Raw genomic sequence first — 26363 nt, forward strand, 5'->3', positions numbered from 1 at the left:
CACCGCCGCCTCGGCCATGTCGGCGGCGGCGCGGGCGTCGTCCCGCTGCGCGGGCGCGCTGACCCGCTGCGCCAGCAGCCGCTCCTGCCGCGCCGCCTCGCGCGCCATGCGTTCGGCATTGGCGCGGGCCGAGGCCAGCGTCGCCTCGATGGCGGCGATCTCGGGCGCGCGGCCGCCCTTCTCCAGGTCGGCCAGGGTGCTGGCGGCGCGGGCCTGGGCTGCCTCGGCCGCGGCCAGCGCCAGCGCGGCGTCGCGGGTTTCCAGCATGGCCACGGCCTGCCCGGCCTCGACGCGGTCGCCGCGCTGCACGGCCAGCGCCTCGATCCGGGCCGTCGCCACGGGGGCGATCTGCACATGCTCGCCCTCGGCATAGCCGGTGCCCAGGGGCGGCGGCGGGCCGCAATGGGAAAACAGCGCGGCAAGAAAGGCCAGCGAGCAGATGAAATCAGCCATCCGCGCCCCCGGTCATCCGGTCCAGGTTGGCCAGCATCCGCCGGGTGATCGCCCGCGCCTCGGCCCGTGCATAATGCCGCCAGCCCATCCGGCGCTGGACGATGGGCGCGGCCACGCGGAAATAGACCGCCTGCCCGATCAGCGAGAACACGGCCAGCTTCACCTCCTCGGCCTCTGCCGGCTCGCCGGTCGCGGCGGACCAGAGCGCGCAGAGCGCGCGGTGGCGTGGTTCGATCAGCGTGGTATAAAGCCGGTCCAGCACCGGGCTTTCCGGCTCGGCCAGTTCGCGCAGCACGAAGGCCACCGCGTCGCTGGCCGCGGGGCTGACGATCATGAAGGTGACGATCCGGCGCACCAGCCGCCGCAGCAGCAGCCGGGCGTGGCGGGGGTCCGGCCGGTCCAGCAGGCCGGGCAGGGGCCGGGCGACCTGCGCCACCCGCTCGGCCACCGCATCGGCGCAGGCGATGCGCAGCCCGTCCTTGCCGCCGAAGTGATAGGCGATGGACGAGATGTTGGTGCCCGCCTGCGCGGCGATGGCCCGCGTCGAGGCAGCCTGGAACCCGCCGCGGCCGAATTGCTGCATGGCGGCCCCGATAAGGGAAAGGCGGGTGGGATGCGGGTCCATGCCGATCACGCCGAAATGTCAATCAAACGATTGATACAGGATTTTCGGCCCGGAGTCGAGCCCGCGGGCATCCGCCCTTTGGGCAGGATGCGAAAAGGCCGCCCGGTGCCTGCCGCGGCAGGGCCATGGGCGGCCGGGGCTCAGCCCTGTGCGACCGCCTCGGGCACCAATGCGCCGCGATGGCGGATCACCCGGCGGCTGAGGTCATGCGCCCGGCGGATGGCGGCGGGGATGTCGGCGCCGTCCAGCCGCGCGGCCAGATAGCCGGCGTTGAAGCTGTCCCCGGCGGCGGTGGTGTCCACCGGCACCTCGCGCGGCAGGCCCTCGACCAGCCCCGCGCCTTCGCGCCCGCCATAGCGGATGGCGTCGCCGCCCGCCTTGACCACGACCTGCCCGGCCCCGCGCGCCAGATAGCGCGCTACCGTCGCCTGCGGATGGGCATCGCCGAAAAAGCTGCGCTCGTCGTCGAAGCTGGGCAGGACCAGGTCGGCGACGGCCGCCGCCGCCTCGATCTCGCGGCACATGGCGGCGGCGTCGGGCCAGAGCCGGGGCCGCAGGTTCGGGTCGAACACCACCTGCGTGCCCGCCGCGCGCGCGGTTGCCAGCGTCCCGATCAATGTGGCACGGCCGGCCGGGGGCAGGATGCCCAGGGTGATGCCCGAGAAATAGGCGATGCCGACCCCTGCCAGCGCCGAGGCCAGCGCCGCCGGATCGTCGGCCAGCCCCTTGGCCGCCGAGGTGTCGCGCCAATAGCTGAAGCTGCGCTCGCCATCCTTCAGCGAGATGGCATAGACCGCGATCTCGCGGCCGGGGTCGCGGCCCACATGGGTCGCGTCGATCCCCTCGGCGGCCAGGAAATCGACCATCTGCTGCGAGAATTCGCCCAGGCCCACGCGGCTGCAATAGGCCACGCGCCAGTCGGCCGGCAGCAGGCGGCGCAGATACCAGGCCGTGTTCAGCGTGTCGCCGGCGATGCCCAGCCGCCACAGCCCGCCCTGGCCCGAGGGCGACAGCTCGACCATGGCCTCGCCGATGGAAAGGATGGACTTGCCGGTCACGATGCCAACTCCGTCGCCATGGCCGCGCGCAACCCGTCGCGGCGGATATGGGTCACGGCCTGCCGCACCGTCCCGGTGAAGGCGGCATCGCCGACCAGCGAAGGCGGCGCCAGCCCCGGCAGCCCCAGGACCGAGCGGGCCAGGGCCTCGTCGTCCCCGCCCGCCTTGCGGGCCAGCTCCAGCAGCGCCGCGCCGCGCGGATCGTCCGGCGCCTGTTCCTGCCCGGCCAGCCATGCCAGCCAGACCGCCGTGGCGAAGGCAAAGGGGCGGGCGTCGCCGCCGGCTCGCAGCAGTTCGGCCGCGGGGGCGAACCAGCGCTGCGGCAGCTTCTCGGTGCCGTCCATGGCGATCTGCCGGGTCTGGTGGGCGATGGCGGGGTTGGCAAAGCGCGCCAGCAGCGCCGCGGCATAGGCTTCGAGGTCGAGCCCGGCGCCCTGCGGCAGGGTCGCGCCTGCCGCCTGCATGTGGCGCCGGACCAGAGCCGCCAACGGCGGGTCGGCCATGGCGTCGCGGACATGCGGCAGGTCCAGCATCTGCCCGGCATAGGCGATCAGCGAATGGCTGCCGTTCAGCATGCGCAGCTTCATCGCCTCATGCGGGCGGACGTCGCGCACGAACAGCGCGCCGCCGGCCTCCCATGCCGGGCGGCCGTGCGGGAAGTGGTCCTCGATCACCCATTGGCTGAAGGGCTCGGTCTCGACCGCGGCCAGGTCGCGATGGCCGGTCAGCGCCTCGACATCGGCCAGGGTGCGCGCGGTCGTGGCCGGGGTGATGCGGTCCACCATGGTCGCCGGAAAGGCGACGTGATCGGCGATCCAGCCGGCCAGGTCGGGGTCGCGGCGGCGGGCAAGGCCCAGCACGCCCGCACGCAGCAGCGCGCCGTTGTCGGGCAGGTTGTCGCAGCTCAGCACGGCAAAGGGCGCGGCCCCGGCCTCGCGCCGCGCCGCCAGGGCGGCCAGGATGATGCCCAGCACGCCCTGCGGCGCCTGCGGCTGCGCCAGATCGGCGGCGACCGCGGGATGGGCCGGATCGGCATCCATGGCCGCGCGGTCGATGCCATAGGCCTTTTCCGAGACGGTCAGCGACAGGATGCGGATCGCGGGATCGCAGGCGGCGCGCAGGATCGCCGCCGCATCGCCGCCGATGGCCGGGCCATGCGCGCCGATCACCCGTGCCCGGTCGCTTTCCGAACGCTCCAGCACGGTGAAAAGCCCGTCCTGCCCGTTCAGCGCATCCGGGATCTCGCGGCTGCGCAGGTTGGCGCCGAGGATGCGCCAGTCGCCGCCCTCGGCCGCCAGCGCGTCGTCGGTATGGACCGCCTGATGCGCGCGATGGAAGGCGCCCAGCCCCAGATGCAGGATGCCCATGCCATGCGCGGCGCGGTCGTAGCGCGGCCGCGCGACGCCGGGCGGCAGGTCGGCAAGGCTGGCCAGGCGCGGGCTCATGGCCGCGCCCCGTGGCTCAGCGCCAGCTCGACCCCGCGCAGCTCGGCCAGGCCCTTGAGCCGGCCGATGGCGGGATAGCCGGGCTGGCCGCCGCGGCCGATGTCGTCCAGGATGTCCTGGCCGTGGTCGGGGCGCATCGGGATTGTCGCATCGGCTCGGCCGGCGGCGCGGCGCTTGGCCTCCTCGCGCAGGACCGCGGCGACCAGCGCCACCATGTCGGTCTGGCCGCCCAGATGCTCGTCCTCGAAGAAGGAACCGCGGATCGCGTCGCTGTCGCGGCGCACGTTGCGCAGGTGCAGGAAATGCACCCGGTCGCCCAGCCGCTCCATCATGCCCGGCAGGTCGTTGTCCGGCCGCGCCCCCAGCGAGCCCGAGCAAAGCGTGATGCCGTTCGCCGGCAGGTCCACGGCGGCCATGCGCTCGGCGTAATCCGCCTCGGTCGACATGACGCGCGGCAGGCCCAGCAGGCCAAAGGGCGGGTCGTCGGGATGGCAGCAGAGCCGCACGCCGATCTCTTGCGCGACCGGGACCACCTGTTCCAGGAAGTCGTGGAAATGCCGGCGCAGCACCGCGTCCGTCACCGGGGCATAGCTTTCCAAGAGCGCCCGCACGTCGTTTAGGCTGAAATGCTCGGCCGCGCCGGGCAGGCCGAAGACCACGTTGCCGGCCAGCTCTTCGCGGCGGGCATCGTCCATCGCGGCAAAGCGGCGGGCGGCTTCCTCGCGGATCTCTTGGGGGAAATCCTCGGCTGCGCCCCTGCGCTGCAGGATATGGATGTCGAAGGCGGCGAAATCGGTGAAGTCGAAGCGCATGCAGCGCGCGCCGTTCGGCCTCCGCCAGGCCAGGTCGGTGCGGGTCCAGTCCAGAACCGGCATGAAGTTATAGCAGATCACCTCGATCCCGGCGTCCTTCAGGTGACGCATCGAGGTGATCCAGTTGGCGACATGCGTCCGCCAGTCGCCGGTCTGGGTCTTGATTGCCTCGCTGACCGGCAGGCTTTCCACCACCTCCCATTTCAGGCCCGAGGGCGCGCCGTCCGCCATCACCGCCAGTTCGGCCTGCCGGCGGGCGATTTCCTCGGGGGACCAGACCGTTCCGGTCGGGACGTGGTGCAGGGCGGTGACCACGCCCTGGACCCCGGCTTGCAGCATGTCGTCGATCGAGACCCGATCCTTGGGGCCGAACCAGCGCCAGGTATGTCGCATTCACGTTTTCCTTGTTCTTCAGGCGGCATTGCCGCGGTCGTCCGGCCACAGGCAGCCGGGACCGAAATCCTTGATGTCGTTGACGCCGCAAAGCGCCATGGTGATGTCCATTTCGCGGCGCAGGATAGCCAGCGCCGCCTCGACGCCCTTCTGCCCCATGGCGCCCAGCCCATAGGTGAAGGCGCGGCCGACAAAGACGGCGTTCGCGCCCAGGGCGATGGCCTTCAGCGCCTCCTGTCCCGACTGGATGCCGCTGTCGAGATAAAGCGGAAAGTCCGGCCCGACCGCGCGCCGGATCGCCGGCAGGGCGCGGATGGTCGAGGGCGCGCCGTCGAGCTGCCGTCCCCCGTGGTTCGAGACCAGGATCGCGTCGCAGCCGGTGTCCCGCGCGCGCCGCGCGTCCTCGGGGTCGTTGATGCCCTTCAGGATCACCGGCCCGCCCCATTTGCGGATGATCTGTTCCACCCGCGCCCAGTCCAGCCGCTGGTCGAACTGGCGCGCGGTCCAGTCCATCAGGTCGCCCAGGCTTTCGACGCCGCGGGCGTGGCCGACGATATTGCCGAAGCTGCGCCGGCGCGTGCCCAGCATCCCCAGCGCCCAGCGGGGATGCAGCGCGATGTCGATCAGGTTCGGCAGCGTCAGCCGCGGCGGCGCGGTCATGCGGTTCTTCAGATCCTTGTGGCGCTGGCCCTGGATGGTCAGGTCCAGCGTCAGCACCAGCGCCGTCACCCCGGCGCGGCGGGCGCGCTCCAGGATGTCCTCCAGGAACGTCTCGTCCCGCAGGGTGTAGAGCTGGAACCAGAACGGCGCGCCGGTCGCCTGCGCCACGTCCTCGAGCGAGCACATGGACATGGTGGACAGGGTGAAGGGCACGCCGGCAGCCTGCGCGGCGCGGGCGGCGTGGATCTCGCCATCCGGGTGCTGCATGCCCAAGAGGCCCACCGGAGCCAGCGCCAGGGGCATCGAGACCGGCTGGCCCAGCATGGTGGTGGCAAGGTTGCGGGCCTCGATGTTGCGGGCGACGCGCTGGCGCAGCAGGATGCGTTCGAAATCGGCGCGGTTGGCGCGATAGGTGCTGCCCGTCCAGGCGCCGACATCCACGTAGTCGTAGAACATGCGCGGGACGCGCCGCCGGTGCAGGCGGCGCAGATCCTCGATCTCGGTGATGACCGGCATGGGTTCAGGCCCCGAAATCCAGCTGCACCTTGACCGCCTGCGCCCGGTCGCCGGCCAGGTCGAAGGCGCGCTGCGCCTCGGCCGCCGGCAGAACCTGCGTGACCATGGGCGACAGGTCGATCTGGCCCGCGCCGATCATGCGCACGGCCTCGGCAAACTCGCGGTCGAAGCGATGGGTGCCGACCAGGCGCAGTTCCTTGGCGACGATCAGGTTCAGGGGCAGGGGCAGGGTGCCGCCGACGCCGATCTGGACCATCGTGGCCTGCGGCCGCGCCAGGCCGATGGCCTGCGCGATGGCATGGGGATTGGCCGAGCATTCCAGGACCACGTCGACCTGGCCCTTGCCCTCGGCCAGGTCGGCCAGGGCGTCGGGCTGTTCGGCCACGTTCACCGCCCGGTCCGCGCCCATGCGGCCGGCGATCCCCAGGGTGAAGTCCTGCACATCCGTCACCACGACCTCGGCCGCGCCGCGCAGCCGGGCCAGCGCGGTGCAGATCGCGCCGATGGGACCGGCGCCGGTGATCAGCACCCGCTGGCCGGACAGGTCGGGCGCCATGCTCAGCGCGTGCAGGCAGACCGCCAGCGGCTCGGCCCCGGCCGCGGCCTGGGCACTTGCCCCCTCGGGCAGCGGCAGGCATTGGCCGACGGGGTGATACAGCCGGTTGCGGAAGAAACCGTCCTCATGCGGCAGCCGCATGGCCGAGCCGCTGAAGCGCATGGCCAGGCAATGCCGCTGGGCCCCCGCGCGGCAATAGTCGCATTCGCCGCAGGGGCGCGAGGGCGACAGCGCCACCAGCTGCCCCGGCACCAGGCCGGACCCCTCGGGCGCGGCCTCGACCACGCCGGCGGCCTCGTGGCCCAGCACGATGGGCTGGCGCACCCGGACCGGGCCGAAGCCGCCGTCATGGTAGTAATGCAGGTCCGAGCCGCAGATGCCGCCGCGCAGCACGCGGACCAGGGCGGCGCCCTCGGCGGGCTGCGGCTCGGCCAGGGGCTCGATCCGCAGGTCATGGGCCGCATGCAGGCGGCAGGCGATCTCCTGTGCCATGTCAGTTCCCCATCAGCGTCGTCGGCAGCCAGGTGGCGAAGGGCGGGTAGTAGGACACCAGCAGCAGCACGATGATGTTCGAGATCAGGAAGGGGATGACCGCGCTGATGACCTTGGCCAGCGGCTCGCGGGCGATGTTGCAGGCGACGAACAGGCAGACGCCCACCGGCGGCGTGGTCAGGCCGATCATCAGGTTCAGCACAGCGAAGGTGGCGAAATGCAGCGGCTCGATGCCGACGCTGGTCGCCAGGCCAAGCAGCGGCACGAACAGGATGATGAGCGCGGCGATGGTCTCCATGAACATGCCGATCGTCAGCAGCAGCACGTTGATCAGCAGGATCACCAGGATCGGGTTGTCGGTGATCGCCAGCACGCTGCTGACCAGCATCTGCGGGATGCGCTCGGACGCCAGGATCGAGCCGAAGACATTGGCGAAGCCCACCAGCGCCAGGATGCCGGCCGAGGAGATCGCGCTGTTGACGATGATGCGCGGCACCGCGCGGATCGGCAGCTCGCGATAGACGAAGGCGCCGACGACGAAGGCGTAAAGGCAGGCGACGATGGCGGTCTCGGTCGGCGTGGCGATGCCGGTCAGCAGGCCGCCGATGATCAGCCCGGTCATGGCCAGCGCCCAGAAGGCGGCGAGGAAGGCCGCGATCAGTTCGCCGAAGCCCTGCCATTGCTGGCGCGGATAGTTGCGGCGCACGGCGAGGATGTAGCAGGTGATCGCCATGCCAATGCCCATCAGCACGCCCGGAACCGCGCCGGCCAGGAACAGCTGGCCGACCGAGATGCCCGACAGGGCGCCGACGATGATCATCGGCACGCTGGGCGGCAGCATCGGTCCCACCGTGGCCGAGGCGGCGGTGATGGCGGCGGCGAAATCGCCGGGATAGCCGGATTTCTTCATGCCGGGGATCATGACGCCGCCGGTCGCCGCGACATCGGCGACGGCCGTGCCCGAGACGCCGCCGAACATCATCGAATCCGCGACGTTGGCCATGGCCAGCCCGCCGCGCATCCAGCCCACCATGGCATTGGCCAGGCGGATGATGCGCTCGGTGATGCCGCCGAAGTTCATCAGGTTCCCGGCCAGGATGAAGCCGGGGATGCACAGCAGGACAAAGACGTCCATGCCCGCATACATGCGCTGCGGGATGATGACGACCGGCAGGCCCGCCGTCAGGATATAGGCCAGCGAGGCAAGCCCCAGGCAGACCGCGACCGGCACGCCAAGCGCCAGGGTCACGAAGAAGGTGGTCAGAAGCAGGAAAAGATCCATGGGCTCAGGCTTCCTCGGCAAGATGGGGGCGCCCGTCGTCGGTGCCGGCGATCATGCCGACTACCCGCAGCAGCGCGAACAGGAACAGCATGACGGACAGCACCAGCACCGAGGCGTGGATGATGTCCATCGGCCAGCGCAGGCTGGGCGAGCGCTGGAAGGCGCCGATGGTGGTGAATTTCCAGGCCGGCCAGATCATCACCCCGCCAAGCGCGGCGGTGCAGATCGCCGCGATCAGCCGCATCCACCAGGCGCGGGCTTCCGAGACGGTTTCCTGCAGCAGGTCCACGTTCACCAGCTCGCCCGTCATCAGCGACAGGCCGATGCCGAAGGCGGTCATGTAGAGCAGCAGGTAGCGCGACAGTTCCTCGGTCCAGACCGGCGAGGGCAGGCCGAAGGTCCGGGTGGCGATCTGAAGCGTGACCACCACGATCAGCGCGAAGAAGGCGATGCCCACCGCGAACCGGCTGGCCGCCGCGACGCCGCGTTGCAAGAGTGCCAGGTTTTTCATGGTTCCAAACCCTTGGGGGAAGATGCCGGCGCGGGTGTTCGCGCCGGCTCCGTCCCGTTGCCGGTCAATGGTTGAACAGGTCCTGAACGATGGGGCGGATGCTTTCGTCGACGCTGTTGATCACCGCATCGCGCGAGCCGTCGGCAAAGGCTTTCTGGTCGACCTCGACGAAGGTCATGCCCTTGGCCTCCAGGTCGGCGCGGATGGCGTCCTCGTCCTGCAGGAACTGCTCGCGCTCGAATTCCTGGGCGATGCGGGCGGCCTCCAGCACATGGGCCTGGTCCTCCTGGGACAGGCGCTGCCAGACCTGCTCGGCGATGGTCAGGTAGATCCAGCTGCGCACGTGTTCGGTCTGGTTCACATGGCTCTGCACCTCGTTCAGCGAGGCGGCCTGGATCAGTGCCAGCGGGTTTTCCTGCCCGCCGATGGTGCCGTTCTGCAGCGAGGTGAAGACCTCCGAGAAAGCCATCGGCGTCGGCTGGGCGCCAAGCGCGGTCCAGGTGTCGACGAACAGCGGCACGTTGGGCACGCGCAGCCGCATCCGGTTCAGCTCGGCCGGGGAGGTGATGGGGTGGTTCGCGGTCAGGTTGCGCGGGCCACGGGCGAAATAGGCGATGGGCCGGACCTGCGCGCGCTCGATGACCTGCGCCTCGATCTGCGTGCCGATCTCGCCGCCGGCGACCTCGTCCATGTGCTCAAGCGACTGATAGGCATAGGGAATGGCCAGCAGCGCGGCCATGGGCGCCCAGTTCTGCAGGCTTTCGCCGGTGATGGTCATCTCGACCGTGCCCAGCTGCATGCCGTTGATCAGGTCCATCTCGCGGCCCAGCGAGTCGTTCGGAAAGACCTCGACGGCGATGCGGCCTTCGGTCAGGCGGTCAAGCTCTTCGGCGAATTTCAGCGATGCCTTGTGCCACGAGTTCTGCTCGTTCGCGAGATGGCCGAGCTTCAGCGTCAGTTCGGCGGCCGAGGCGCCCATGGCGGAAGCGGCGGTCAGGCATGCCACGGCCAGCGCCGCGAAGCGGCGGCGGTTCAGGGTGATCATCGTTCTCCTCCGGGATGATGCGGGGTCAGGGTATGAAAAGTTCGGGGCGTGCGCGCGAGATCTCGGGCAGGTCGTTGAGCAATTCGCGCAGGTGGCGGCGCATGGCCGCTTCGGCCAGGCCGGGGTCGTGGTTGCGCAGGCCCTCCACGATCTCGGCGTGCTGGCCGATCAGCTTCTGGATGTCGAAGGTGCGCGCGGTGATGTAGCGCAGGCGGTTCATCTGCGATTTCAGCCCTTCCAGCACCTCCCAGACCGCCTCTTGCCCGGTGGCCACGGCCAGCAGGCGGTGGAAGCGGTCGTCCAGCCGCACGAAGGTTTCGGCATCGTTGCGGGCGACGGCGACGCTCTGCTCCTCGATCTCCTGGTCAAGGCGGGCGAGCAGCCTGTCGTCGGCCTGTTCGGCCAGCATGCGGATCAGGTCGCTTTCGACGGCCTCGCGGATCAGCCGCGCCGACAGCACCGCCGAGACCGAGATGCGACGGATATAGGTGCCGCGCTGGGGCCGGAGGGGCCGGACCTCGGCCAGCCCGTCCGCGGTTAGGCGGATGAAGGCCTCGCGCACCGGCTGGCGGCTGACGCCGACCTGGTTGGCGATCTCGGTCTCGCTCAGCCGCGTGCCGGGCGGCAGTTCGCCGCGCAGGATCGCGTCGCGCAGCCAGTCATAGACCTGCGGCGCGGTCGAAAGCGTGAAGTCGATATTCGGCTGCATGGACATGATTCTTCTCCCTCGCCCGGATGTATTGCATACTTGCATACTAGTAAATAGAAAACAGCGCGGCGAGCTGCTGAAGCCGTTCTCGCCCCCTTCATGCTAGATCATCCGTCCGCCATGTGGCGACCGGATTTCCCCCGCTGCCCGCTTGCTTATCCCTTGCCGGTCTTGGCCAGCCCTCTGAGCAGGACGCTGGTCTCCGTCCGGGCTTCGCAAGGGTAGGGAAGCGAGACGGTGCGGCTGACCCTGGGCCTGGCAATGGGTATGGCCACAGAGCGGGCCCTTCTGCCGGTGGCGAGGCGACCTCTGCGGCGACCGGCACAATGATCGGCCATGGCGAAGACGATGCGGCTCCCGATCCTGGCCGTCCGCCCGAACCGGGTCCGGCGACCCGCGAGCTGGCCCGCGCATCGCGGCACCACGCGGCAAAAAGCGAGCTTCCTAAAAAGATCGCATCCTGGGCTTCTGGCCGTGCGAACGGCATGAGCGGCAGTTGGTGCGAGGCTGGCGGGCAGGGCACGGGCGGCGGCTGAGCCCAGCAGGGCGGCAAGAGGCCCAGTCATGGGAAAATCCTTCGGGAAGACATGCAGATGCCTGCGCCGCGCAGGGATGGGTCTGGCGTGACGTCGGTTCAGGAGGGAATGCAGCTGGTGACTGGCCCGGCGGGATCAGTGCCTGGCAGGCGGAGCCGGCCTTATCCGGGGCGCAGCTGCGGGCGGGGTGCTCGGCGCGCCGACCCTTGCGGAACTGTCCAGACATTCGGCGATGCGAGCGGCGCCGAGCGGCGCTTCCGGCAGGACCAGCTTGCCGAGCGCCCGATCTTGCGAGGCCATCCCCTGCGCCGGCCGGGCCTGGGGCAAGGCCCGCGACAAGGGACGATCCGCTGCGGGCTTGACATCCCGCCCGCCGGCACGAAAGCCATGAGGGGACGTCATGAAGGGGGGATCGCCATGCAGCGCAAACGGGTCACGCTGGACGAGGTCGCGCGAATGGCCGGGGTATCGCGGGCCACCGTGTCGCTGGTGGTGCGCAAATCGCCCCTGGTCGCCGACCATACCCGCGAGAAGGTCGAGCAGGTCATGGCCGAGCTGGACTATGTCCGCGACATCGGCGCCGCGCGGCTGCGCAACAACAGCAGCCGCACCGTGGGGGTGATCGTGCCGAACCTGGTGAACTCGTTCTTCACCGAGTTCCTGGCCGGCGTCGAGCGGGTGATGGGCGAGGACGACCGGGTCGTGCTTCTGGCCAACAGCCAGGACGATCCGCGGCGCCAGGACGACATCCTGCAACGCTTTCGCGGCCATGGCGTCGACGGCGTGATCCTGTGCCCGGCGGCGGGGACGCCGCCCGACCTGCCGGCGCGCATGCGCCGCTGGGGCCTGCCCATGGTGCAGTCGCTGCGCGAGATCGACCGCGGGGCCACCGACTACGCCGGCGCCGACTATATCGAGGGCGTGCGGCTGGCCGTGCAGCACCTGGTGCGGCTGGGCCGCCGCCGCATCGCCTTCCTGTCGGTCGGCGCCCGCACCTCGGCGCGCGAGGAGCGGCTGGCCGGCTTTGCCCGCGCCCTGGCCGAGACCGGCGCCGAGGATGCCGGCATCGTCGAGGCCGACCTGACCTGGGAGGGCGCCGCGCGCTCGGCCGCCGAGGTGCTGGCATTGCAAAGCCGGCCCGAGGCGGTGCTGTGCTTCAACGACGTCCTTGCCGCCGGGCTGATGCTGGGCCTGCGCCGCGCCGGGCTGGAACCGGGGCGCGACCTGGGCGTGGTCGGCCTCGACGATCTGCCGTTGGCCGAGCTGACCTATCCGCCGCTGACCAGCGTCGCCATGGACCCCGCCGGCATCGGCGTCGCCGCCGCGCGCCTGCTGGCCCGGCGGCTGGCCGACCCCGATGCGCCGCCCGAGCGCGCGATCCTGGCGCCGCGGCTGGTGATCCGGGACAGCAGCGGGCCCGAGGCGGGTTGACTTTTGCATTCATCCGTTTTAGATCGTTCTAAATCGCAGGAATCGACGCATCAGCAGGGGAGGGCAGATGTATCAGTTCAACTTCCAGCCGGTTTTCGGCAATCTCGACCTGCTGCTTTACGGTGCCTGGCTGACGGTGCGGCTGTCGCTGATGGCCATGGTGCTGGGGCTGGTCGTCTCGGTCCTGGGCGCGGTGGCCAAGACCTCGGGCATCCGGCCCCTGCGCTGGCTGGTCGATGTCTATGTCGAGGTGATCCGCAACACGCCGTTCCTGGTGCAGATCTTCTTCATCTTCTTCGGCCTGCCCGCCGCCGGCATCAGCCTGTCGCCGAACACCGCCGCGCTGGTGGCGCTGGTGGTCAATGTCGGCGCCTACGGCACCGAGATCATCCGCGCCGGCATCGAATCGATCCCCCGCGGCCAGATCGAGGCCGGGCGGGCGCTGGGCCTGAGCCCCGCCCAGATCTTTCGCTATGTCGTCATGGTCCCGGCGCTGCGCAACATCTACCCGTCGCTGACCAGCCAGTTCATCTACCTGATGCTGACCTCCAGCGTGGTCTCGGTCATCTCGGCCAACGACCTTGCCTCGGCGGGGGCGGACCTGAACGCCCGCACCTTCGCCAGCTTCGAGATCTACCTGGTGCTGACGATCCTGTATTTCGTGCTGGCGCTGGGGTTCTCGACCCTGTTCGCCGCCATCCGCCGCGCCTTCTTCACCTATCCTGCGAGCCGCTGAGATGATCCGCGAATTTTCCTCTGCCGACATCCTGTTCATCGTCTCGGCCGTCCGCTGGACGCTGATCCTGTCCGTCATCGCCTTCCTTGGCGGCGCCATCGGCGGGCTGGCCGTCGCGCTGGCGCGGACCGCCCAGGGCCGGCTGCGGCGCCGGATCGCGGCGGGCTTCATCCAGGTGTTCCAGGGCACGCCGCTGCTGATGCAGCTGTTCCTGGTCTATTTCGGCCTTGCCGTCCTTGGCCTGCCCATCGACCCGCTGCTGGCCGCGGCCGTCGCGCTGACGCTGCATGCCAGCGCCTACCTGGGCGAGATCTGGCGCGGCGCGATCGAGGCGGTGCCGCCGGGCCAGACCGAGGCGGCGGTGGCGCTGTCGCTGTCCTACCGGGACCGGATGCGCCATGTCGTGCTGCCGCAGGCGATGCGGCTGGCGACCGCGCCGACCGTGGGCTTCCTGGTGCAGCTGATCAAGGGCACCTCGCTAGCCTCGATCATCGGCTTTACCGAGCTGACCCGCGCCGGGCAGATCATCAACAACGCGACCTTCAAGCCGTTCCTGGTCTTCGGCACGGTGGCCGCGCTCTATTTCGTCCTGTGCTGGCCGCTGTCGCTTCTGGCCCGGCACATGGAGGCGCGCATGCGGCTGGCGATCACCCGCTAAAGCCCCGCGCAGACGATTTCACGGAGGAGGAAACCATGAAACTGAACCGTCGCATCTTTACCGCCCTGGCCGCCGGCGCGCTGGCCATGGGGCTCGCGCTGCCCGCAAGCGCGGCCGACCTTGACGCGATCAAGAATGCCGGCGCCGTCCGGGTGGGCATGCTGGTCGATTTCCCGCCCTTCGGCATCCAGGACGCCTCGGGCAAGCCCGACGGCTATGACGCCGACGTGGCCAAGGCGCTTGGCGAATTCCTGGGCGTGCAGGCGCAGATCGTGCCTGTGACCGGGCCGAACCGCATTCCCTATCTGCTTTCGGGGCAGGTGGACGTGCTGGTCGCCTCGCTGGGCATCACCGCCGAGCGGGCGGAGAAGGTCGATTTCTCCAAACCCTATGCCGGGATCAGCATCGCCGTCTATGGCGACAGCGGGCTCGAGGTGGCCGATGCCGCGGGGCTGGCCGGCCAGTCCCTTGCCGTCGCCCGCGCCTCGACCCAGGACACCGGCGTCACCGCGGTCGCGCCGCAGGGCACCGACATCCGCCGCTTCGACGACGACGCCAGCGCGGTGCAGGCGCTGATGTCGGGCCAGGTCAGGCTGATCGGGCTGTCGAACGTGGTCTTCTCGCAGGTCGCGGGCGTCGCCGGCGACCGTTTCGACAAGAAGTTCGACCTGTCGAGCCAGGTGCAGGGCATTGCCGTCGCGCCGGGGTCGGATGCGCTGCTGGACCAGATCAACGCCTTCGTGGACCAGGCGAAAACCGACGGCACGCTGGACCAGATCCATCAGAAATGGCTGGGCGAGCCGCTGCCCGATTTCGTCAGGAACGCCCAGTGACGCGCGCCGCGCGGCCGTGCCCCGGCCGCGTGCCATCCCAGGGGAAAGCCACATGACCGAACATGCCATCATCATGCGCGCCGTGAACAAGTATTACGGTGCCTATCACGCCCTGGTCGACATCGACCTGACCGTGTCGCGGGGCGAGCGCATCGTCATCTGCGGGCCCTCGGGCTCGGGCAAGTCGACGCTGATCCGCACCATCAACCAGCTCGAGCCCATCGAATCCGGCACGATCGTCGTCGACGGAGTGGAACTGACCGCCGGCGGCGACAATGTCGCCAGGGTGCGGCAGGATGTCGGCATGGTCTTCCAGTCCTTCAACCTGTTCCCGCACATGACCGTGCTGGAGAACTGCGTCCTGGCGCCGATGAAGACCCGCAAGATCCCGCGCGCCGAGGCCGAGGCGACGGCGCGCAAATACCTGGAGCGGGTGCGCATCCCCGAACAGGCCGACAAGTATCCGGCGCAGCTGTCCGGCGGCCAGCAGCAGCGCGTCGCCATCGCCCGCGCGCTGTGCATGAAGCCGCGGATCATGCTGTTCGACGAACCGACCTCGGCGCTCGACCCCGAGATGGTCAAGGAGGTGCTGGACACCATGATCGACCTCGCGCGCGAGGGGATGACCATGCTTTGCGTCACCCATGAGATGGAGTTCGCCCGCGCCGTGGCCGACCGGGTGATCTTCATGGACAAGGGCGTGATCGTCGAAGAGAACGCTCCAGCGGAATTCTTCGGCAACCCAAAGAACGAGCGGTTGCAGAACTTCCTGGGCCAGATCGCATGACCCGGCCGCGCATCCTGGCCCTGGCCGAGCTGAAGCCGCAGGACATGGCCGACCGCCTTGCCGCCGACTACGAGGTGGTCCGCGACATCGGCGCCGCGGCGGATGTCGAGGTGGTGCTGACCGCCGGCAATGTCGGGATCACGGCGGCGCAGATGGCGCGGCTGCCGGCGCTGCGGCTGGTCGCGGTGAACGGCGTCGGCGTCGATGCTGTCGACCTGGCCCAGGCGCGGCATCGCGGCATCGCCGTCACCACCACCCCCGACGTGCTGTCGATGGCGGTGGCCGAGATGGCGCTTGGCCTGGCGCTGGCCGCCGGCCGCCGCATCGCCGAGGGCGACCGCTTCGTCCGTGCCGGCCAGTGGTCCTCGGGCGGCAAGCTGGGCCTCGGCTGCTCGGTGCTCGAGCGCCGCGCCGGGATCCTCGGCTATGGCCGCATCGGGCGCCGGCTGGCCGACCTGCTGCGCGGCATGGGGATGGACGTGCTCTATACCGCCCGCCGCGAAAAGCCCGGCGCGCCGGACGGTTTTCGCCCCGATGCGCTGGCGCTGGCGCGGGATTGCGACCTGCTTTTCGTCACCGCCGCCGGGGGCGAGGATACGCGCGGCCTGGTCGATGCCGGGGTGCTGGCGGCGCTTGGCCCCGACGGCATCCTGGTCAATGTCGCCCGCGGCCCGGTGGTCGATGCCGGGGCGCTGGCGCAGGCGCTTGATGCGGGCACCATCGCCGGGGCCGGGCTCGACGTCTTCGACGACGAGCCGAACGTGCCGCAGGCGCTGCTCGATGCGCCCAATTGCGTGCTGACCCCGCATATCGGCTCGGCCACGGCCGAGGCGCGGCGCGCGATGGCGCAGCTGGTGCTGGACAATATCGCCGCCCATTTCGCCGGCCGGCCGCTGCCCACCCCCTACGAGGTCCAGGATGCGCTACCTTTGCATCGGTGAGCCGCTGGTCGAGTTCACCGCCCGCCGCGATGCGCCCTCGACCTTCGACCGGCGCGCGGGCGGCGACACGCTGAACAGCGCCGTCTATCTGGCGCGGCTCTTGCCCGCCGGCTCGGTCGGCTACCTGTCGCGGCTGGGCGACGACGCGATGAGCGCCTGGCTGCGCGAGGTGCTGGCCGAAGAGGGTATTGCCGATCTGTGCGGCACCGAGCCGGGCGGCCGGCCCGGACTGAGCTTCATCTCGACCGATGCGCGGGGCGAGCGCAGCTTTCTTTACTGGCGCGACCAGGCGCCGGCGCGGCGCATGTTCGACAATGGCGATGCCGCGCTGCGCGCCGTGGCCGAGGCGGGGACGGTGCTTCTGTCCGGCGTCACGCTGGCGATCCTTCTGCCCGAAAGCCGCGAACGGCTGCTGGCCGCGCTGGAACGGCGGCAGGCGGTGGGGGGGCGGATCGTGCTGGACACGAATTACCGCCCCGCGCTTTGGCCCGATGCCGCCACGGCGCGTGCGGTGATCGGCCGGGCGGCCGCCCTGGCGACGCTGGTCCTGCCCTCGCTGGACGACCTGGCCTCCTGCTTCGGCATCCCGGACCCGGCCGGGGCGATGGCGGCCCTGGCCGGGCTGGGCGGGGCCGAGATCGTGCTGACCACCGGCGGCGGCGAAGTGCTGCGTCGCCCGCCCGGCCAGGACCGGATCGAGTCCCATCCGCTGCCCTCCATGGTTGCGGCGGTCGATACCACCGGCGCCGGCGACAGCTTCAACGCCGGCTGGCTGGCCGCCTGCGACGCCGGCCTGCCCCCGGCCGCGGCCGTGGCCATTGCCGCCCGCCTGGCCGCGGTCGTCGTCGCCCATCCCGGCGCGGTCATTCCGCGCAGCGCCATGCCCGATCTGGGCCTGAGGGTGGCGACATGAGCGCCGCTTTCCATCCCGAGGCCGCCGCCCGCGCCCTGCTGGCGGTCCACCGCGGCGCGCCGCGCCTGCCGGGCCTGACCCCGCCGCCGCCCGATACCGCCGCGGCCTATGCCGTGCAAAGGGCGGTGATCCGCGCCCTTGGCGGCGGTGCCTGGAAGATGGCGCTGCTGGCCGGGCGCGACCGCCATGCCGGTGCGCTGCCGGGGCAGGGAACCGTGCGAACGGGCGCCTGCCTGCCCTTGCCCGCCGATGCCTGTATCGAGGTCGAGACCGCCTTGGTCCTTGGCGCCGACCTGCCGGCGGGCGCCGGCCCTGCCGCGGCGGCGGCTGCCATTGCCGAGGTCCGGCTGGCCTTCGAACTGGTCGCCCCGCGCCTTGCCGACCGCAAGGCGGCGCAGCCGCTGGAGCTGATGGCCGACGGTTTCGGCTCGGCCGGGATCGTGCTGGGCGATGTGCTGCCCGGCTGGCGCGACGGCATGAGGGGTCCGCTGGGGATCGAACTCTGGCTGGACGGGCGCCGGGTCGCGGCCCCGGAGGCCGTGGCGAGCCTGGCCGAGGCGGTGGATTTCCTGGCCTGGCTGGCCGGCCACGCGGCGGCGCAGGATCTGCCGCTCTGCCGCGGCGATGTCGTCATCACCGGCGCGCGGATCGGCCCCCTGCCGCTGGACGGCGCCCGGATCGCGCGCGCCCGCGCCGGCGGGGCCGAGGTCTCGGCCCGTTTCGTAGGGGCCTGACAGGCTGCTGAAAAAGTCCTTGCGACAGGACAGCGCGGGCGGGGAACCGGGAAATCCGCCTCAACTTTGCCGAAAACACCCCATTTTCGCGCCGATATCAGCTGGATCCAGAACGATTTCCGCTGCGTCGCCCTCTCAGAATCCTTTTTCAGCAGCCTGCTAAGGTCAGCGCGCCAGCATGGGGGCGGGCTGGTAACGCCCGCGCAGATGGACCGGCGCTTGGGCGGCAAGTCGTTCCAGCCGGTCCAGCACCTGCTCGCGCCCCTGCGCGGCCAGGATCTGGAACGGCCCGCGCGGGAAGTTCAGGCCCAGCCGCAGCGCCGTGTCGATGCCGTCGGGCATGGTGCCGCCCTCGGCAAGGAGCCAGCCGGCCTCGTTGACCAGCGTGGCCTCGATGCGCAGGGCGATGGCATCGTCGGGGGCGGGATCGGGCGTTTCCGGGTAAAGGAAGCCCCGCCCGGTCTTGCGCCCCAGATCGCCCGAGGCGACCTGCCGGCGCAGCGCCTCGAAGACGTGATAGCGTGGATGGCCCTGCATCGCCGCCGCCAGGCTTTCGGTCGCGGCCAGGTTGATGTCGGCCCCCACCAGGTCGATCAGCCCGAAGGGGCCCAGGGCGTAGCCCGCCGCCAGCATCGCCGCGTCGATTTCGGCGGCGCCACGGCCTTCCTCCAGCAGCGCCAGCGCCTCGCCATAGAAGGGGCGGGCGCAGCGGTTGACGATGAAGCCGGGCCGGTCGGGGCATGGGATCACGGTCTTGCCCGCCGCCTCGGTCAGCCGGCGCGCGCGTTCCAGCGCCGCTGCGCCTGTGCCGGGATGCGCCACCAGTTCCACCAGCTTCATCACCGGCGCCGGGTTGAAGAAATGCAGGCCCAGCAGGCGCTCGGGCCGCGCCAGCCCCTCGGCCATGGCACCCACCGACAGCGACGAGGTATTGCTGGCCAGCACCGCATCGGGGGGCAGCACCGCCTCAAGCGCCGCGAACAGGGCGCGCTTGATCTCGATGCGCTCGACCACGGCCTCGATGGCCAGATCGGCGCGGCCCATCGCCTCGGGGCCGTCGACCACGGCGATGCGCGACAGCAGCGTCTCCAGGTCGGCCTGCGCCAGCTTGCCCGACCGCACCCGCAGCGCAAGGCTGGCGCGCAGCCGGTCCAGCGCCGTCTCGCGCGCCTTCGGCACGGCATCGGTCGCCAGCACGGCAAGGCCCGCGGTGGCATAGGCCTGGGCGATGCCCAGCCCCATCGTCCCCAGCCCGATCACGGCGATGGTGGTCATGTCGGAATCTCCGCCCCTGTCCTTGGCCCATCATGCCACGCGCAAAAATCGTTTCAAGCTTGAAATTTTAAACTTGAAACGAATCCAATTCGCTGGCAGCGTCCACGCAACGGGCCGAAAAGGCGCAGGGGAGGCGGGCAATGAAGATCTTGTGCATGGGCGGCGGGCCGGCAGGACTGTATTTCGCCATCTCGATGAAGCTGCGCGACCCCTCGCACCAGATCACCGTGCTGGAGCGCAACAAGGCCAACGACACTTTCGGCTGGGGCGTGGTGCTGTCGGACGATGCGCTGGGGCGGATGCAGCAGAACGACCCCGCCAGCACCGAGGCGATCCGCAGCCATTTCGCCTATTGGGACGACATCGCCGTGGTGCATGACGGGGTGCGCACCGTCTCGGGCGGGCACGGCTTTGCGGGCATCGGGCGCAAGCAGATGCTGGTCCTGCTGCAAGCCCGCGCGCGCGAGCTGGGGGTCGAGCTGCGTTTCGAGACCGTGTTCCAGTCGGCCGAGGAATACCGCAAGGACTATGACCTGGTGGTGGGCTGCGACGGCATCAATTCGCTGGTGCGCGCCGAATATGCGCAGGTGTTCCAGCCCGACATCGACACCCGCCGCTGCAAGTTCATCTGGCTGGGCACGCATCAGAAATTCGACGACGCCTTTACCTTCATCTTCGAGCGGACCGAGCATGGCTGGGTCTGGGCGCATGTCTACCAGTTCGACGGCGACACCGCGACCTTCATCGTCGAGACCCTGCCCGAGACCTGGGAAAAGCTGGGCTTTGCCGACATGTCCAAGGAGGAAGCGGTCGAGACCTGCCGCCGCATCTTTGCCCGCCACCTGGGCGGCCATGACCTGATGTCGAACGCCGCGCATCTGCGCGGCTCGGCGGTCTGGATCCAGTTCCCGCGGGTCATCTGCGAGCGCTGGTATCACGAGAATGTCGTGCTGATGGGCGATGCGGCTGCGACCGGGCATTTCTCGATCGGCTCCGGCTCGCGGCTGGCCTTCGACAGCGCCATCGCCCTGGCCGAATACCTGCATTCCGAACCGACCATGCAGCGCGCCTTCGAGCGTTATCAGGAGGAGCGCCGCGTCGAGGTGCTGCGCCTGCAATCGGCCGCCCGCAACAGCCTGGAATGGTTCGAGCAGGTCGAGCGCTACCTGGACATGGAACCCCTGCAATTCGCCTATTCGCTGCTGACCCGTTCGCAGCGCATCAGCCACGAGAACCTGCGCCTGCGCGACCCCGAATGGCTGGGCCGGGCCGAGGACTGGTTCCAGGAACGCGCCGGCGGGCGCAAGGGCCGCCGGCCGATGTTCGCGCCCTTCCGCCTGCGCGACATGGTGCTGGAGAACCGCGTCGTCGTCTCGCCCATGGCACAATACAAGGCGGTGGAGGGCTGCCCGACCGACTGGCATTTCGTCCATTACGCCGAACGCGCCAAGGGCGGCGCCGGGCTGGTCTATACCGAGATGACATGCGTTTCGCCCGAGGGGCGGATCAGCCCCGGCTGCCCCGGCCTCTACGCGCCCGAGCACGAGGCGGCCTGGAAGCGGATCGTCGATTTCACCCATGCCGAGACGCGGGCCAGGATCTGCATGCAGATCGGCCATTCCGGCCGCAAGGGCTCGACCCAGCTGGGCTGGCAGGATGCCGACCGGCCGCTGGCCGAGGGCAACTGGCCGCTGATCTCGGCCAGCGCCATCCCGTGGCAACAGGGCAACGCGGTGCCCAGGGCCATGGACCGCGCCGACATGGACCGGGTGCGCGACCAGTTCGTCGCCGCGACCCAGATGGCGGCGCGGGCGGGCTTCGACATGGTCGAGCTGCACGCGGCGCATGGCTACCTGATCTCCAGCTTCATCTCGCCGCTGTCGAACCGGCGCGAGGACGAATACGGCGGCAGCCTGGAAAACCGCATGCGCTATCCGCTCGAGGTGTTCGGGGCGATGCGCGCCGCCTGGCCGGCGGAAAAGCCGATGTCGGTGCGCATCTCGGCCAATGACTGGGTGGGGGACGAGGGCGTGACGCCCGAGGAGGCGGTGGAGATCGCCCGGATGTTCGCGGCCGCCGGCGCCGACATCATCGACGTCTCGGCCGGGCAGACCAGCACCGGGGCGCGGCCGGTCTATGGCCGGATGTTCCAGACCCCGTTCAGCGACCGCATCCGCAACGAGGCGGGGCTCGCGACCATGGCGGTCGGCAATATCACCGAGGCCGACCAGGTGAACGGCATCCTGCTGGCCGGCCGCGCCGATCTGGTCTGCCTGGCGCGGCCACACCTGGCCGATCCCTATTGGACGCTGCATGCCGCCGTCGAGGCCGGGGACGAGGCAGCCGCCTGGCCCTTGCCCTATCTGGCCGGCCGCGACCAGGCGCTGCGGCTGCGCAGCCGCGCGCAGGAGGCGATCCGGGCATGACCATCGCGGGCAAACGGGTGCTGATCACCGGGGGCGGCACGGGCACCGGCGCCGACCTGGCGCGCGCCTTTGCCGGGGCCGGGGCGGATGTGGTGATCTGCGGTCGCCGCAAGGCGCCGCTGGAGGCCGTGGCCGAACAGACCGGCGCCCGCGCATTGGTGGCCGACGTGACCGACGAGGCCAGCGTCAAGGCGATGTTCGCCGAAGCCGGCCCCTGCGACATCGTCATCGCCAATGCCGGGGCGGCGGACAGCGCCCCCCTGGGCCGCACCACGCTGGAGCAATGGAACGCCATGCTGGCGGTGAACCTGACCGGCACCTTCCTGACCTTCCGCGAGGGGCTGGCGCAGCTGCCGGGCTGGGGCCGGCTGATTGCCGTGGCCTCGACCGCGGGCCTTCGGGGCTATGCCTATGTCGCGCCCTATGCGGCGGCCAAGCATGGCGTGGTCGGGCTGGTGCGCAGCCTGGCGCTGGAGGTGGCGCGGCGGCCGGTGACGGTGAACGCGCTTTGCCCCGGTTTCCTGGATACCGAGATGACGGCGCGTTCCATCGCCACCATCATGGACAAGACCGGCAAGAGCCGGGATCAGGCGCTGGCCGCGCTGACCGCGACCAATCCGCAGGGCCGGCTGGTCCAGCCGCACGAGGTCAGCGCCGCGGCGCTGTGGCTTTGCGGGCCGGGCTCCGACGGGGTCAACGGCCAGGCCATCGCCATTTCGGGGGGCGAGGCATGAGCGATCCCCTGTCCAAGCGCCGGCTGAAGCTGTGGATCCGCCTGCTGGGCGTCACCCGCGCGGCCGAGGGGCAGCTGCGCGAATTCCTGCGGGTCAGGCATGACACGACGCTGCCGCGCTTCGACGTGATGGCCGCGCTCTATCGCCGGCGCGAGGGCGTCACCATGAGCGAACTCAGCCGGATGCTGCTGGTCTCGAACGGCAATGCGACGGCGGTGGTGGACCGGCTGGAAAGGGACGGGCTGGCGCGGCGCGTGCCCTCGGAAACCGACCGGCGCACGGTTTTCGTCAGCCTGACGCCCGAGGGGCTGGCGGCCTTCGAGGGCTTCGCCGCCGATCACGAGGCCGAGGTGAACCGCATCTTTGCCGGGCTGACCGAGGAGGACATCGAGCTGCTGACCGAGATCCTGAAACGCATGGGGGGCGCGAAATGACCGGAACGACCGAACTGGCCGGGCTGAAGCCGCGGCATTTCATCTGGGAGATGCGGGACCGCGTCGCCACCATCCGCCTGGACCGCCCCGAGCGCAAGAACCCGCTGACCTTCGACAGCTATGCCGAGCTGCGCGACACCTTTCGCGCGCTGGCCCATGCCAGCGACGTGGATGTGGTGGTGCTGGCCCCGAACGGCGGCAATTTCTGCTCGGGCGGGGATGTGCATGACATCATCGGCCCGCTGGTCGGCATGGAGATGAAGGGGCTGCTGGCCTTTACCCGCATGACCGGCGACCTGGTCAAGGCGATGATCGGCTGCGGCAAGCCGGTGATCGCGGCGGTGGACGGGATCTGCGTCGGCGCCGGAGCGATCCTGGCCATGGCCTCGGACCTGCGGCTGGCGACGCCGCAGGCGAAATGCGCCTTCCTGTTCACCCGCGTCGGGCTGGCCGGCTGCGACATGGGCGCCTGCGCCATGCTGCCGCGCATCATCGGCCAGGGCCGGGCGGCCGAGCTGCTTTACACCGGCCGGGTGATGGGCGCCGAGGAAGGCCATGCCTGGGGCTTCTGGAACGCGCTGCACGACGCGGGTGCGCTGGAGGAGGCGGCGCAGGCGCTGGCCGGGCGGCTGGCGGCCGGGCCGGTCTTTGCCCATGGCATCACCAAGACCCAGCTGAACCAGGAATGGAACATGGGGCTGGAGCAGGCCATCGAGGCCGAGGCGCAGGCGCAGGCGATCTGCATGCAGACCCGCGATTTCGAACGCGCCTATCGCGCTTTCGTGGCCAGGGAAAAGCCCGTGTTCGAGGGCGACTGATCGAGGGGGGAAGGCGGGGGCTGCCGCCCCCGCACCCCCGCTGCAAGGGACGCGCGCGCCCCTTGGAAATCCCCGCAGGGAAAGGGACGGATGACATGGCGGATCGCAGCTTTCTGGACTGGCCCTTCTTCGAGCCGCACCACCGCGAGCTGGCGGCGGCGCTGGAGGATTGGTGCGTGGCGCATCTGCCCGTGGATCACGGCGATGTCGATGCCGCCTGCAAGGCGCTGGTCGCGGCGCTTGGGGCGGCGGGCTTCCTGCGCCATAGCGGCGCGGGCGAGGGCGAGGCGCTGGACGTGCGCAGCCTGTGCCTGATCCGCGAGACGCTGGCCCGCCACGACCCGCTGCCCGATTTCGCCTTTGCCATGCAGGGGCTGGGCATGGGGGCGGTGACGCTGTTCGGCACCCCCGGCCAGCGCGCCTGGCTGGAGCGGACGCGCACCGGCCAGGCGATCGCGGCCTTTGCGCTGACCGAGCCCGGCGCCGGCTCGGACGTGGCCAGCACGGCGACGCTGGCCGAGCGCGCCCCAGGCGGCTGGCGGCTGACGGGCGAAAAGACCTATATCTCGAACGGCGGTATCGCCGACCTCTACGTGGTCTTTGCCCGCACGGGCGAGGCACCCGGCGCGCGCGGCCTTTCGGCCTTCCTGATGCCGGCGGACAGCGCCGGGCTGACCATCGCCGAGCGGATCGAGGTGATCGCGCCGCATCCGCTGGCGCGGCTGAAGCTGGACGGGGTGGTGCTGCCCGATGCGGCGCTGATCGGCCGGCCGGGCGAGGGCTTCAAGATCGCCATGTCGGTGCTGGACGTGTTCCGCCCCACCGTCGGCGCGGCGGCGCTGGGCATGGCGCGGCGCGCGCTGGGCGAGGCCCTGGTGCGGGTACGCAGGCCTCGGGCCGGCGGCGGCACGCTGGCCGACCATCAGATCGTGCAGGGCCATCTGGCCGACATGGCGCTGAAGGTGGATGCGGCGGCGCTGCTGGTCTATCGCGCCGCCTGGGCCAAGGACCAGGGCGCCCCCCGCATCACCCGCGAGGCGGCGATGGCCAAGCTTTACGCCACCGAGGCCGCGCAGGAGGTGATCGACGCCGCGCTGCAACTGCATGGCGGCGACGGCGTGCGCCACGGCACCGCGGTCGAGGCGCTTTACCGCGACATCCGCGCCCTGCGCATCTACGAGGGCGCCAGCGACGTGCAGCGCGTGGTCATCGCCCGCGCGATCTTGGGCTGAACAGGGAGGACGGCATGGACAAGGCACTGGACGGCGGCATCACCCGCCAGGGCGACGGGATCGAGGGCGTCGAATGGAACATCCTCGGCCAGCGCTATCTCCCCAAGGCGGATTGCGGCAGCAGCTTCGCCTTCGAAACGAACAGCGAGCCGGGCCAGTTCGTGCCGGTGCATATCCACCCGACGCAGGACGAGTTCATCCTGGTGCAGGAGGGCGAGCTGCATGTGAAGCTGGACGGCGTCTGGTCGGTGGCCAGGGCCGGCGACCTGGTGCGGATGCCGCGCGGCGTGCCGCATGGCTATTTCAACAAGTCCGACAAGCGGGCGAGGGCGCTGTTCTGGGTTTCGCCCGCCGGCAACCTGCGCGCGCTGTTCGAGGCGCTGCACGACCTGACGGACATTCCGACCGTCGTCGCGCTGTCGGCCCGGCACGAGGTCGATTTCCTGCCGCCGGAGGCCAATGACTGATGCGCTATCTGCGCCGCATCCAGGTCGAGTTCAACCATTGCGACCCGGCGGGGATCGTCTTCTACCCGCGCTATTTCGAGATGCTGAACTCGGTGATCGAGAACTTCTTTGCCGAGGTGCTGGCCTATCCCTTCACCCGCATCCACATCGAGGAGGGTTGCGCCGTCCCGACCGTGCGGATCGAGGCCGGCTTCCAGGCCCCCTCGCGGCTGGGCGAGGTGCTGGAATTCGCGCTGGAGGTGCAGCATGTCGGCCGCTCCAGCGCGCGGCTGGCGCAGCAGGCCAGCGCCGGCGGGCAGGTCAGGCTGCAATGCGCCTCGACCCTGGTCTGGGTCACGCCGCAGGGGCGCGCCGCGCCCTGGCCCGAGCCGATCCGCCGCAAGATGATCGCGTTCATGGAGGCAAGCGATGGTGCATGAGGTTCTGCATCCGAGGAACTGGAAGGCGACGCCGGGCTATTCCAACGGCATCGCCGCGACCGGGCGGATGGTGTTCACCGGCGGCATGATCGGCTGGAACGGGCAGCAGGAGTTCGAGACCGACGATTTCGCCGGGCAGGTGCGCCTGGCGCTGCAATCCGTCGTCGCCGTGCTGGCCGAGGCCGGCGCCCGGCCCGAGCACCTGGTGCGGCTGACCTGGTATGTCACCGACAAGCGGGAATACCTGGCCGCGCTCAAGGACATCGGCCAGGCCTACAAGGAGATCATCGGCCGGCACTATCCGGCCATGGCGCTGGTGCAGGTCGTGGCCCTGGTCGAGGACCGCGCCAAGGTCGAGATCGAGGCAACCGCCGTGATCCCCGCCTGACGGGGGCGCGGCACCCGCGGGCCAAGGCACGACAAGATGCCGGC

28 protein-coding genes are annotated in these 26363 nt (G+C 70.4%); 16 read left to right on the forward strand and 12 right to left on the reverse strand.

Annotation, left to right across the window (positions count from 1 at the left end; all coding sequences use genetic code 11):
* From IT40_RS16000 to IT40_RS16050, 11 genes are all read right to left on the reverse strand, one after another.
* The coding region (locus tag IT40_RS16000) for an HlyD family secretion protein (RefSeq protein ID WP_036757327.1) at positions 1 to 453 on the reverse strand (453 nt) is incomplete at its 3' end.
* Positions 446 to 1078, reverse strand: a complete 633-nt coding sequence (locus IT40_RS16005) for a CerR family C-terminal domain-containing protein (RefSeq protein ID WP_279432807.1) — start codon at positions 1076 to 1078, stop codon at positions 446 to 448. The genes IT40_RS16000 and IT40_RS16005, both read right to left, overlap by 8 nt.
* A gap of 140 nt (positions 1079 to 1218) precedes the next feature.
* On the reverse strand, positions 1219 to 2136 hold the full coding sequence (locus IT40_RS16010) for a sugar kinase (protein ID WP_084197193.1): 918 nt from the start codon (positions 2134 to 2136) through the stop codon (positions 1219 to 1221).
* Positions 2133 to 3581, reverse strand: a complete 1449-nt coding sequence (locus IT40_RS16015; protein ID WP_036757330.1) for a mannitol dehydrogenase family protein — start codon at positions 3579 to 3581, stop codon at positions 2133 to 2135. Before IT40_RS16015 ends, IT40_RS16010 begins: the two co-directional genes overlap by 4 nt.
* A complete protein-coding gene (gene uxuA / locus IT40_RS16020; RefSeq protein ID WP_036757332.1) occupies positions 3578 to 4786 on the reverse strand; it encodes a mannonate dehydratase in 1209 nt (402 codons plus the stop codon). Before uxuA ends, IT40_RS16015 begins: the two co-directional genes overlap by 4 nt.
* Positions 4787 to 4804: 18 nt before the next feature.
* The gene (locus IT40_RS16025) at positions 4805 to 5962 is read right to left on the reverse strand and encodes an alpha-hydroxy acid oxidase (protein WP_036757334.1); all 1158 of its coding nucleotides are present in this window, start codon (positions 5960 to 5962) and stop codon (positions 4805 to 4807) included.
* 4 nt (positions 5963 to 5966) lie between these two features.
* Positions 5967 to 7010 carry an L-idonate 5-dehydrogenase gene (locus IT40_RS16030; RefSeq protein ID WP_036757337.1) on the reverse strand — a complete coding sequence of 348 codons (1044 nt, stop codon included), beginning with the start codon at positions 7008 to 7010 and terminating at the stop codon, positions 5967 to 5969.
* Between the two features lies 1 nt (position 7011).
* Complete coding sequence (locus IT40_RS16035; RefSeq protein ID WP_036757339.1) at positions 7012 to 8292, reverse strand: TRAP transporter large permease; 1281 nt, start codon at positions 8290 to 8292, stop codon at positions 7012 to 7014.
* A 4-nt stretch (positions 8293 to 8296) separates the two neighbouring features.
* Positions 8297 to 8803 (reverse strand): TRAP transporter small permease, encoded by a 507-nt coding sequence (locus tag IT40_RS16040; protein WP_036757341.1) that lies wholly within the window; start codon positions 8801 to 8803, stop codon positions 8297 to 8299.
* Positions 8804 to 8867: 64 nt separating this feature from the next.
* Positions 8868 to 9848: a TRAP transporter substrate-binding protein gene (locus tag IT40_RS16045; protein ID WP_052096044.1), complete on the reverse strand. Its 981-nt coding sequence runs from the start codon at positions 9846 to 9848 to the stop codon at positions 8868 to 8870.
* A 25-nt stretch (positions 9849 to 9873) separates the two neighbouring features.
* On the reverse strand, positions 9874 to 10563 hold the full coding sequence (locus tag IT40_RS16050; protein ID WP_052096045.1) for a GntR family transcriptional regulator: 690 nt from the start codon (positions 10561 to 10563) through the stop codon (positions 9874 to 9876).
* A 947-nt stretch (positions 10564 to 11510) separates the two neighbouring features.
* Here IT40_RS16050 and IT40_RS16055 point away from each other — a divergent pair.
* The 8 genes from IT40_RS16055 to IT40_RS16090 all read left to right on the forward strand — a co-directional run bounded on the left by IT40_RS16055 (position 11511) and on the right by IT40_RS16090 (position 18126).
* On the forward strand, positions 11511 to 12524 hold the full coding sequence (locus tag IT40_RS16055) for a LacI family DNA-binding transcriptional regulator (protein WP_052096047.1): 1014 nt from the start codon (positions 11511 to 11513) through the stop codon (positions 12522 to 12524).
* A gap of 67 nt (positions 12525 to 12591) precedes the next feature.
* Positions 12592 to 13260: an amino acid ABC transporter permease gene (locus IT40_RS16060; RefSeq protein WP_036757342.1), complete on the forward strand. Its 669-nt coding sequence runs from the start codon at positions 12592 to 12594 to the stop codon at positions 13258 to 13260.
* Between the two features lies 1 nt (position 13261).
* Entirely contained in the window at positions 13262 to 13918 is a 657-nt protein-coding gene (locus IT40_RS16065; protein WP_036757344.1) for an amino acid ABC transporter permease, read from the forward strand.
* Positions 13919 to 13953: 35 nt separating this feature from the next.
* Positions 13954 to 14751: a transporter substrate-binding domain-containing protein gene (locus IT40_RS16070; protein WP_036757346.1), complete on the forward strand. Its 798-nt coding sequence runs from the start codon at positions 13954 to 13956 to the stop codon at positions 14749 to 14751.
* Between the two features lie 52 nt (positions 14752 to 14803).
* Positions 14804 to 15538 (forward strand): amino acid ABC transporter ATP-binding protein, encoded by a 735-nt coding sequence (locus IT40_RS16075; protein WP_036757349.1) that lies wholly within the window; start codon positions 14804 to 14806, stop codon positions 15536 to 15538.
* Complete coding sequence (locus IT40_RS16080; protein WP_036757352.1) at positions 15535 to 16479, forward strand: 2-hydroxyacid dehydrogenase; 945 nt, start codon at positions 15535 to 15537, stop codon at positions 16477 to 16479. Before IT40_RS16075 ends, IT40_RS16080 begins: the two co-directional genes overlap by 4 nt.
* A complete protein-coding gene (locus IT40_RS16085) occupies positions 16457 to 17392 on the forward strand; it encodes a sugar kinase (protein ID WP_036757354.1) in 936 nt (311 codons plus the stop codon). The genes IT40_RS16080 and IT40_RS16085 overlap by 23 nt, the downstream gene beginning before the upstream one ends.
* Positions 17389 to 18126: a fumarylacetoacetate hydrolase family protein gene (locus IT40_RS16090; protein WP_036757356.1), complete on the forward strand. Its 738-nt coding sequence runs from the start codon at positions 17389 to 17391 to the stop codon at positions 18124 to 18126. Before IT40_RS16085 ends, IT40_RS16090 begins: the two co-directional genes overlap by 4 nt.
* A gap of 165 nt (positions 18127 to 18291) precedes the next feature.
* On the opposite strand, the gene IT40_RS16095 is transcribed toward IT40_RS16090, so the two are convergent.
* Positions 18292 to 19401 carry a 3-hydroxyacyl-CoA dehydrogenase gene (locus IT40_RS16095; RefSeq protein ID WP_036757359.1) on the reverse strand — a complete coding sequence of 370 codons (1110 nt, stop codon included), beginning with the start codon at positions 19399 to 19401 and terminating at the stop codon, positions 18292 to 18294.
* A gap of 140 nt (positions 19402 to 19541) precedes the next feature.
* On the opposite strand from IT40_RS16095, the gene IT40_RS16100 reads away from it, so the two are divergent.
* The 8 genes from IT40_RS16100 (at position 19542) to IT40_RS16135 (ending at position 26319) form a co-directional block, all read left to right on the forward strand.
* Positions 19542 to 21827 (forward strand): bifunctional salicylyl-CoA 5-hydroxylase/oxidoreductase, encoded by a 2286-nt coding sequence (locus IT40_RS16100; protein ID WP_036757362.1) that lies wholly within the window; start codon positions 19542 to 19544, stop codon positions 21825 to 21827.
* Positions 21824 to 22561, forward strand: coding sequence for an SDR family NAD(P)-dependent oxidoreductase (locus IT40_RS16105; protein ID WP_036757364.1), 738 nt, complete (start codon positions 21824 to 21826; stop codon positions 22559 to 22561). The genes IT40_RS16100 and IT40_RS16105 overlap by 4 nt, the downstream gene beginning before the upstream one ends.
* Positions 22558 to 22995, forward strand: a complete 438-nt coding sequence (locus IT40_RS16110; protein WP_036757366.1) for a MarR family winged helix-turn-helix transcriptional regulator — start codon at positions 22558 to 22560, stop codon at positions 22993 to 22995. The genes IT40_RS16105 and IT40_RS16110 overlap by 4 nt, the downstream gene beginning before the upstream one ends.
* Positions 22992 to 23813, forward strand: coding sequence for an enoyl-CoA hydratase family protein (locus tag IT40_RS16115; RefSeq protein ID WP_036757369.1), 822 nt, complete (start codon positions 22992 to 22994; stop codon positions 23811 to 23813). The genes IT40_RS16110 and IT40_RS16115 overlap by 4 nt, the downstream gene beginning before the upstream one ends.
* A 95-nt stretch (positions 23814 to 23908) precedes the next feature.
* The gene (locus IT40_RS16120; protein WP_036757372.1) at positions 23909 to 25045 is read left to right on the forward strand and encodes an acyl-CoA dehydrogenase family protein; all 1137 of its coding nucleotides are present in this window, start codon (positions 23909 to 23911) and stop codon (positions 25043 to 25045) included.
* Positions 25046 to 25059: 14 nt separating this feature from the next.
* Positions 25060 to 25512, forward strand: coding sequence for a cupin domain-containing protein (locus IT40_RS16125; protein ID WP_036757374.1), 453 nt, complete (start codon positions 25060 to 25062; stop codon positions 25510 to 25512).
* Positions 25512 to 25931, forward strand: coding sequence for an acyl-CoA thioesterase (locus IT40_RS16130; RefSeq protein ID WP_036757377.1), 420 nt, complete (start codon positions 25512 to 25514; stop codon positions 25929 to 25931). Before IT40_RS16125 ends, IT40_RS16130 begins: the two co-directional genes overlap by 1 nt.
* Complete coding sequence (locus IT40_RS16135; RefSeq protein ID WP_208021272.1) at positions 25921 to 26319, forward strand: RidA family protein; 399 nt, start codon at positions 25921 to 25923, stop codon at positions 26317 to 26319. Before IT40_RS16130 ends, IT40_RS16135 begins: the two co-directional genes overlap by 11 nt.
* Positions 26320 to 26363 lie beyond the last annotated feature (44 nt).

The sequence above is a fragment of the Paracoccus versutus genome (assembly GCF_000763885.1).
Classification (GTDB): domain Bacteria; phylum Pseudomonadota; class Alphaproteobacteria; order Rhodobacterales; family Rhodobacteraceae; genus Paracoccus; species Paracoccus versutus.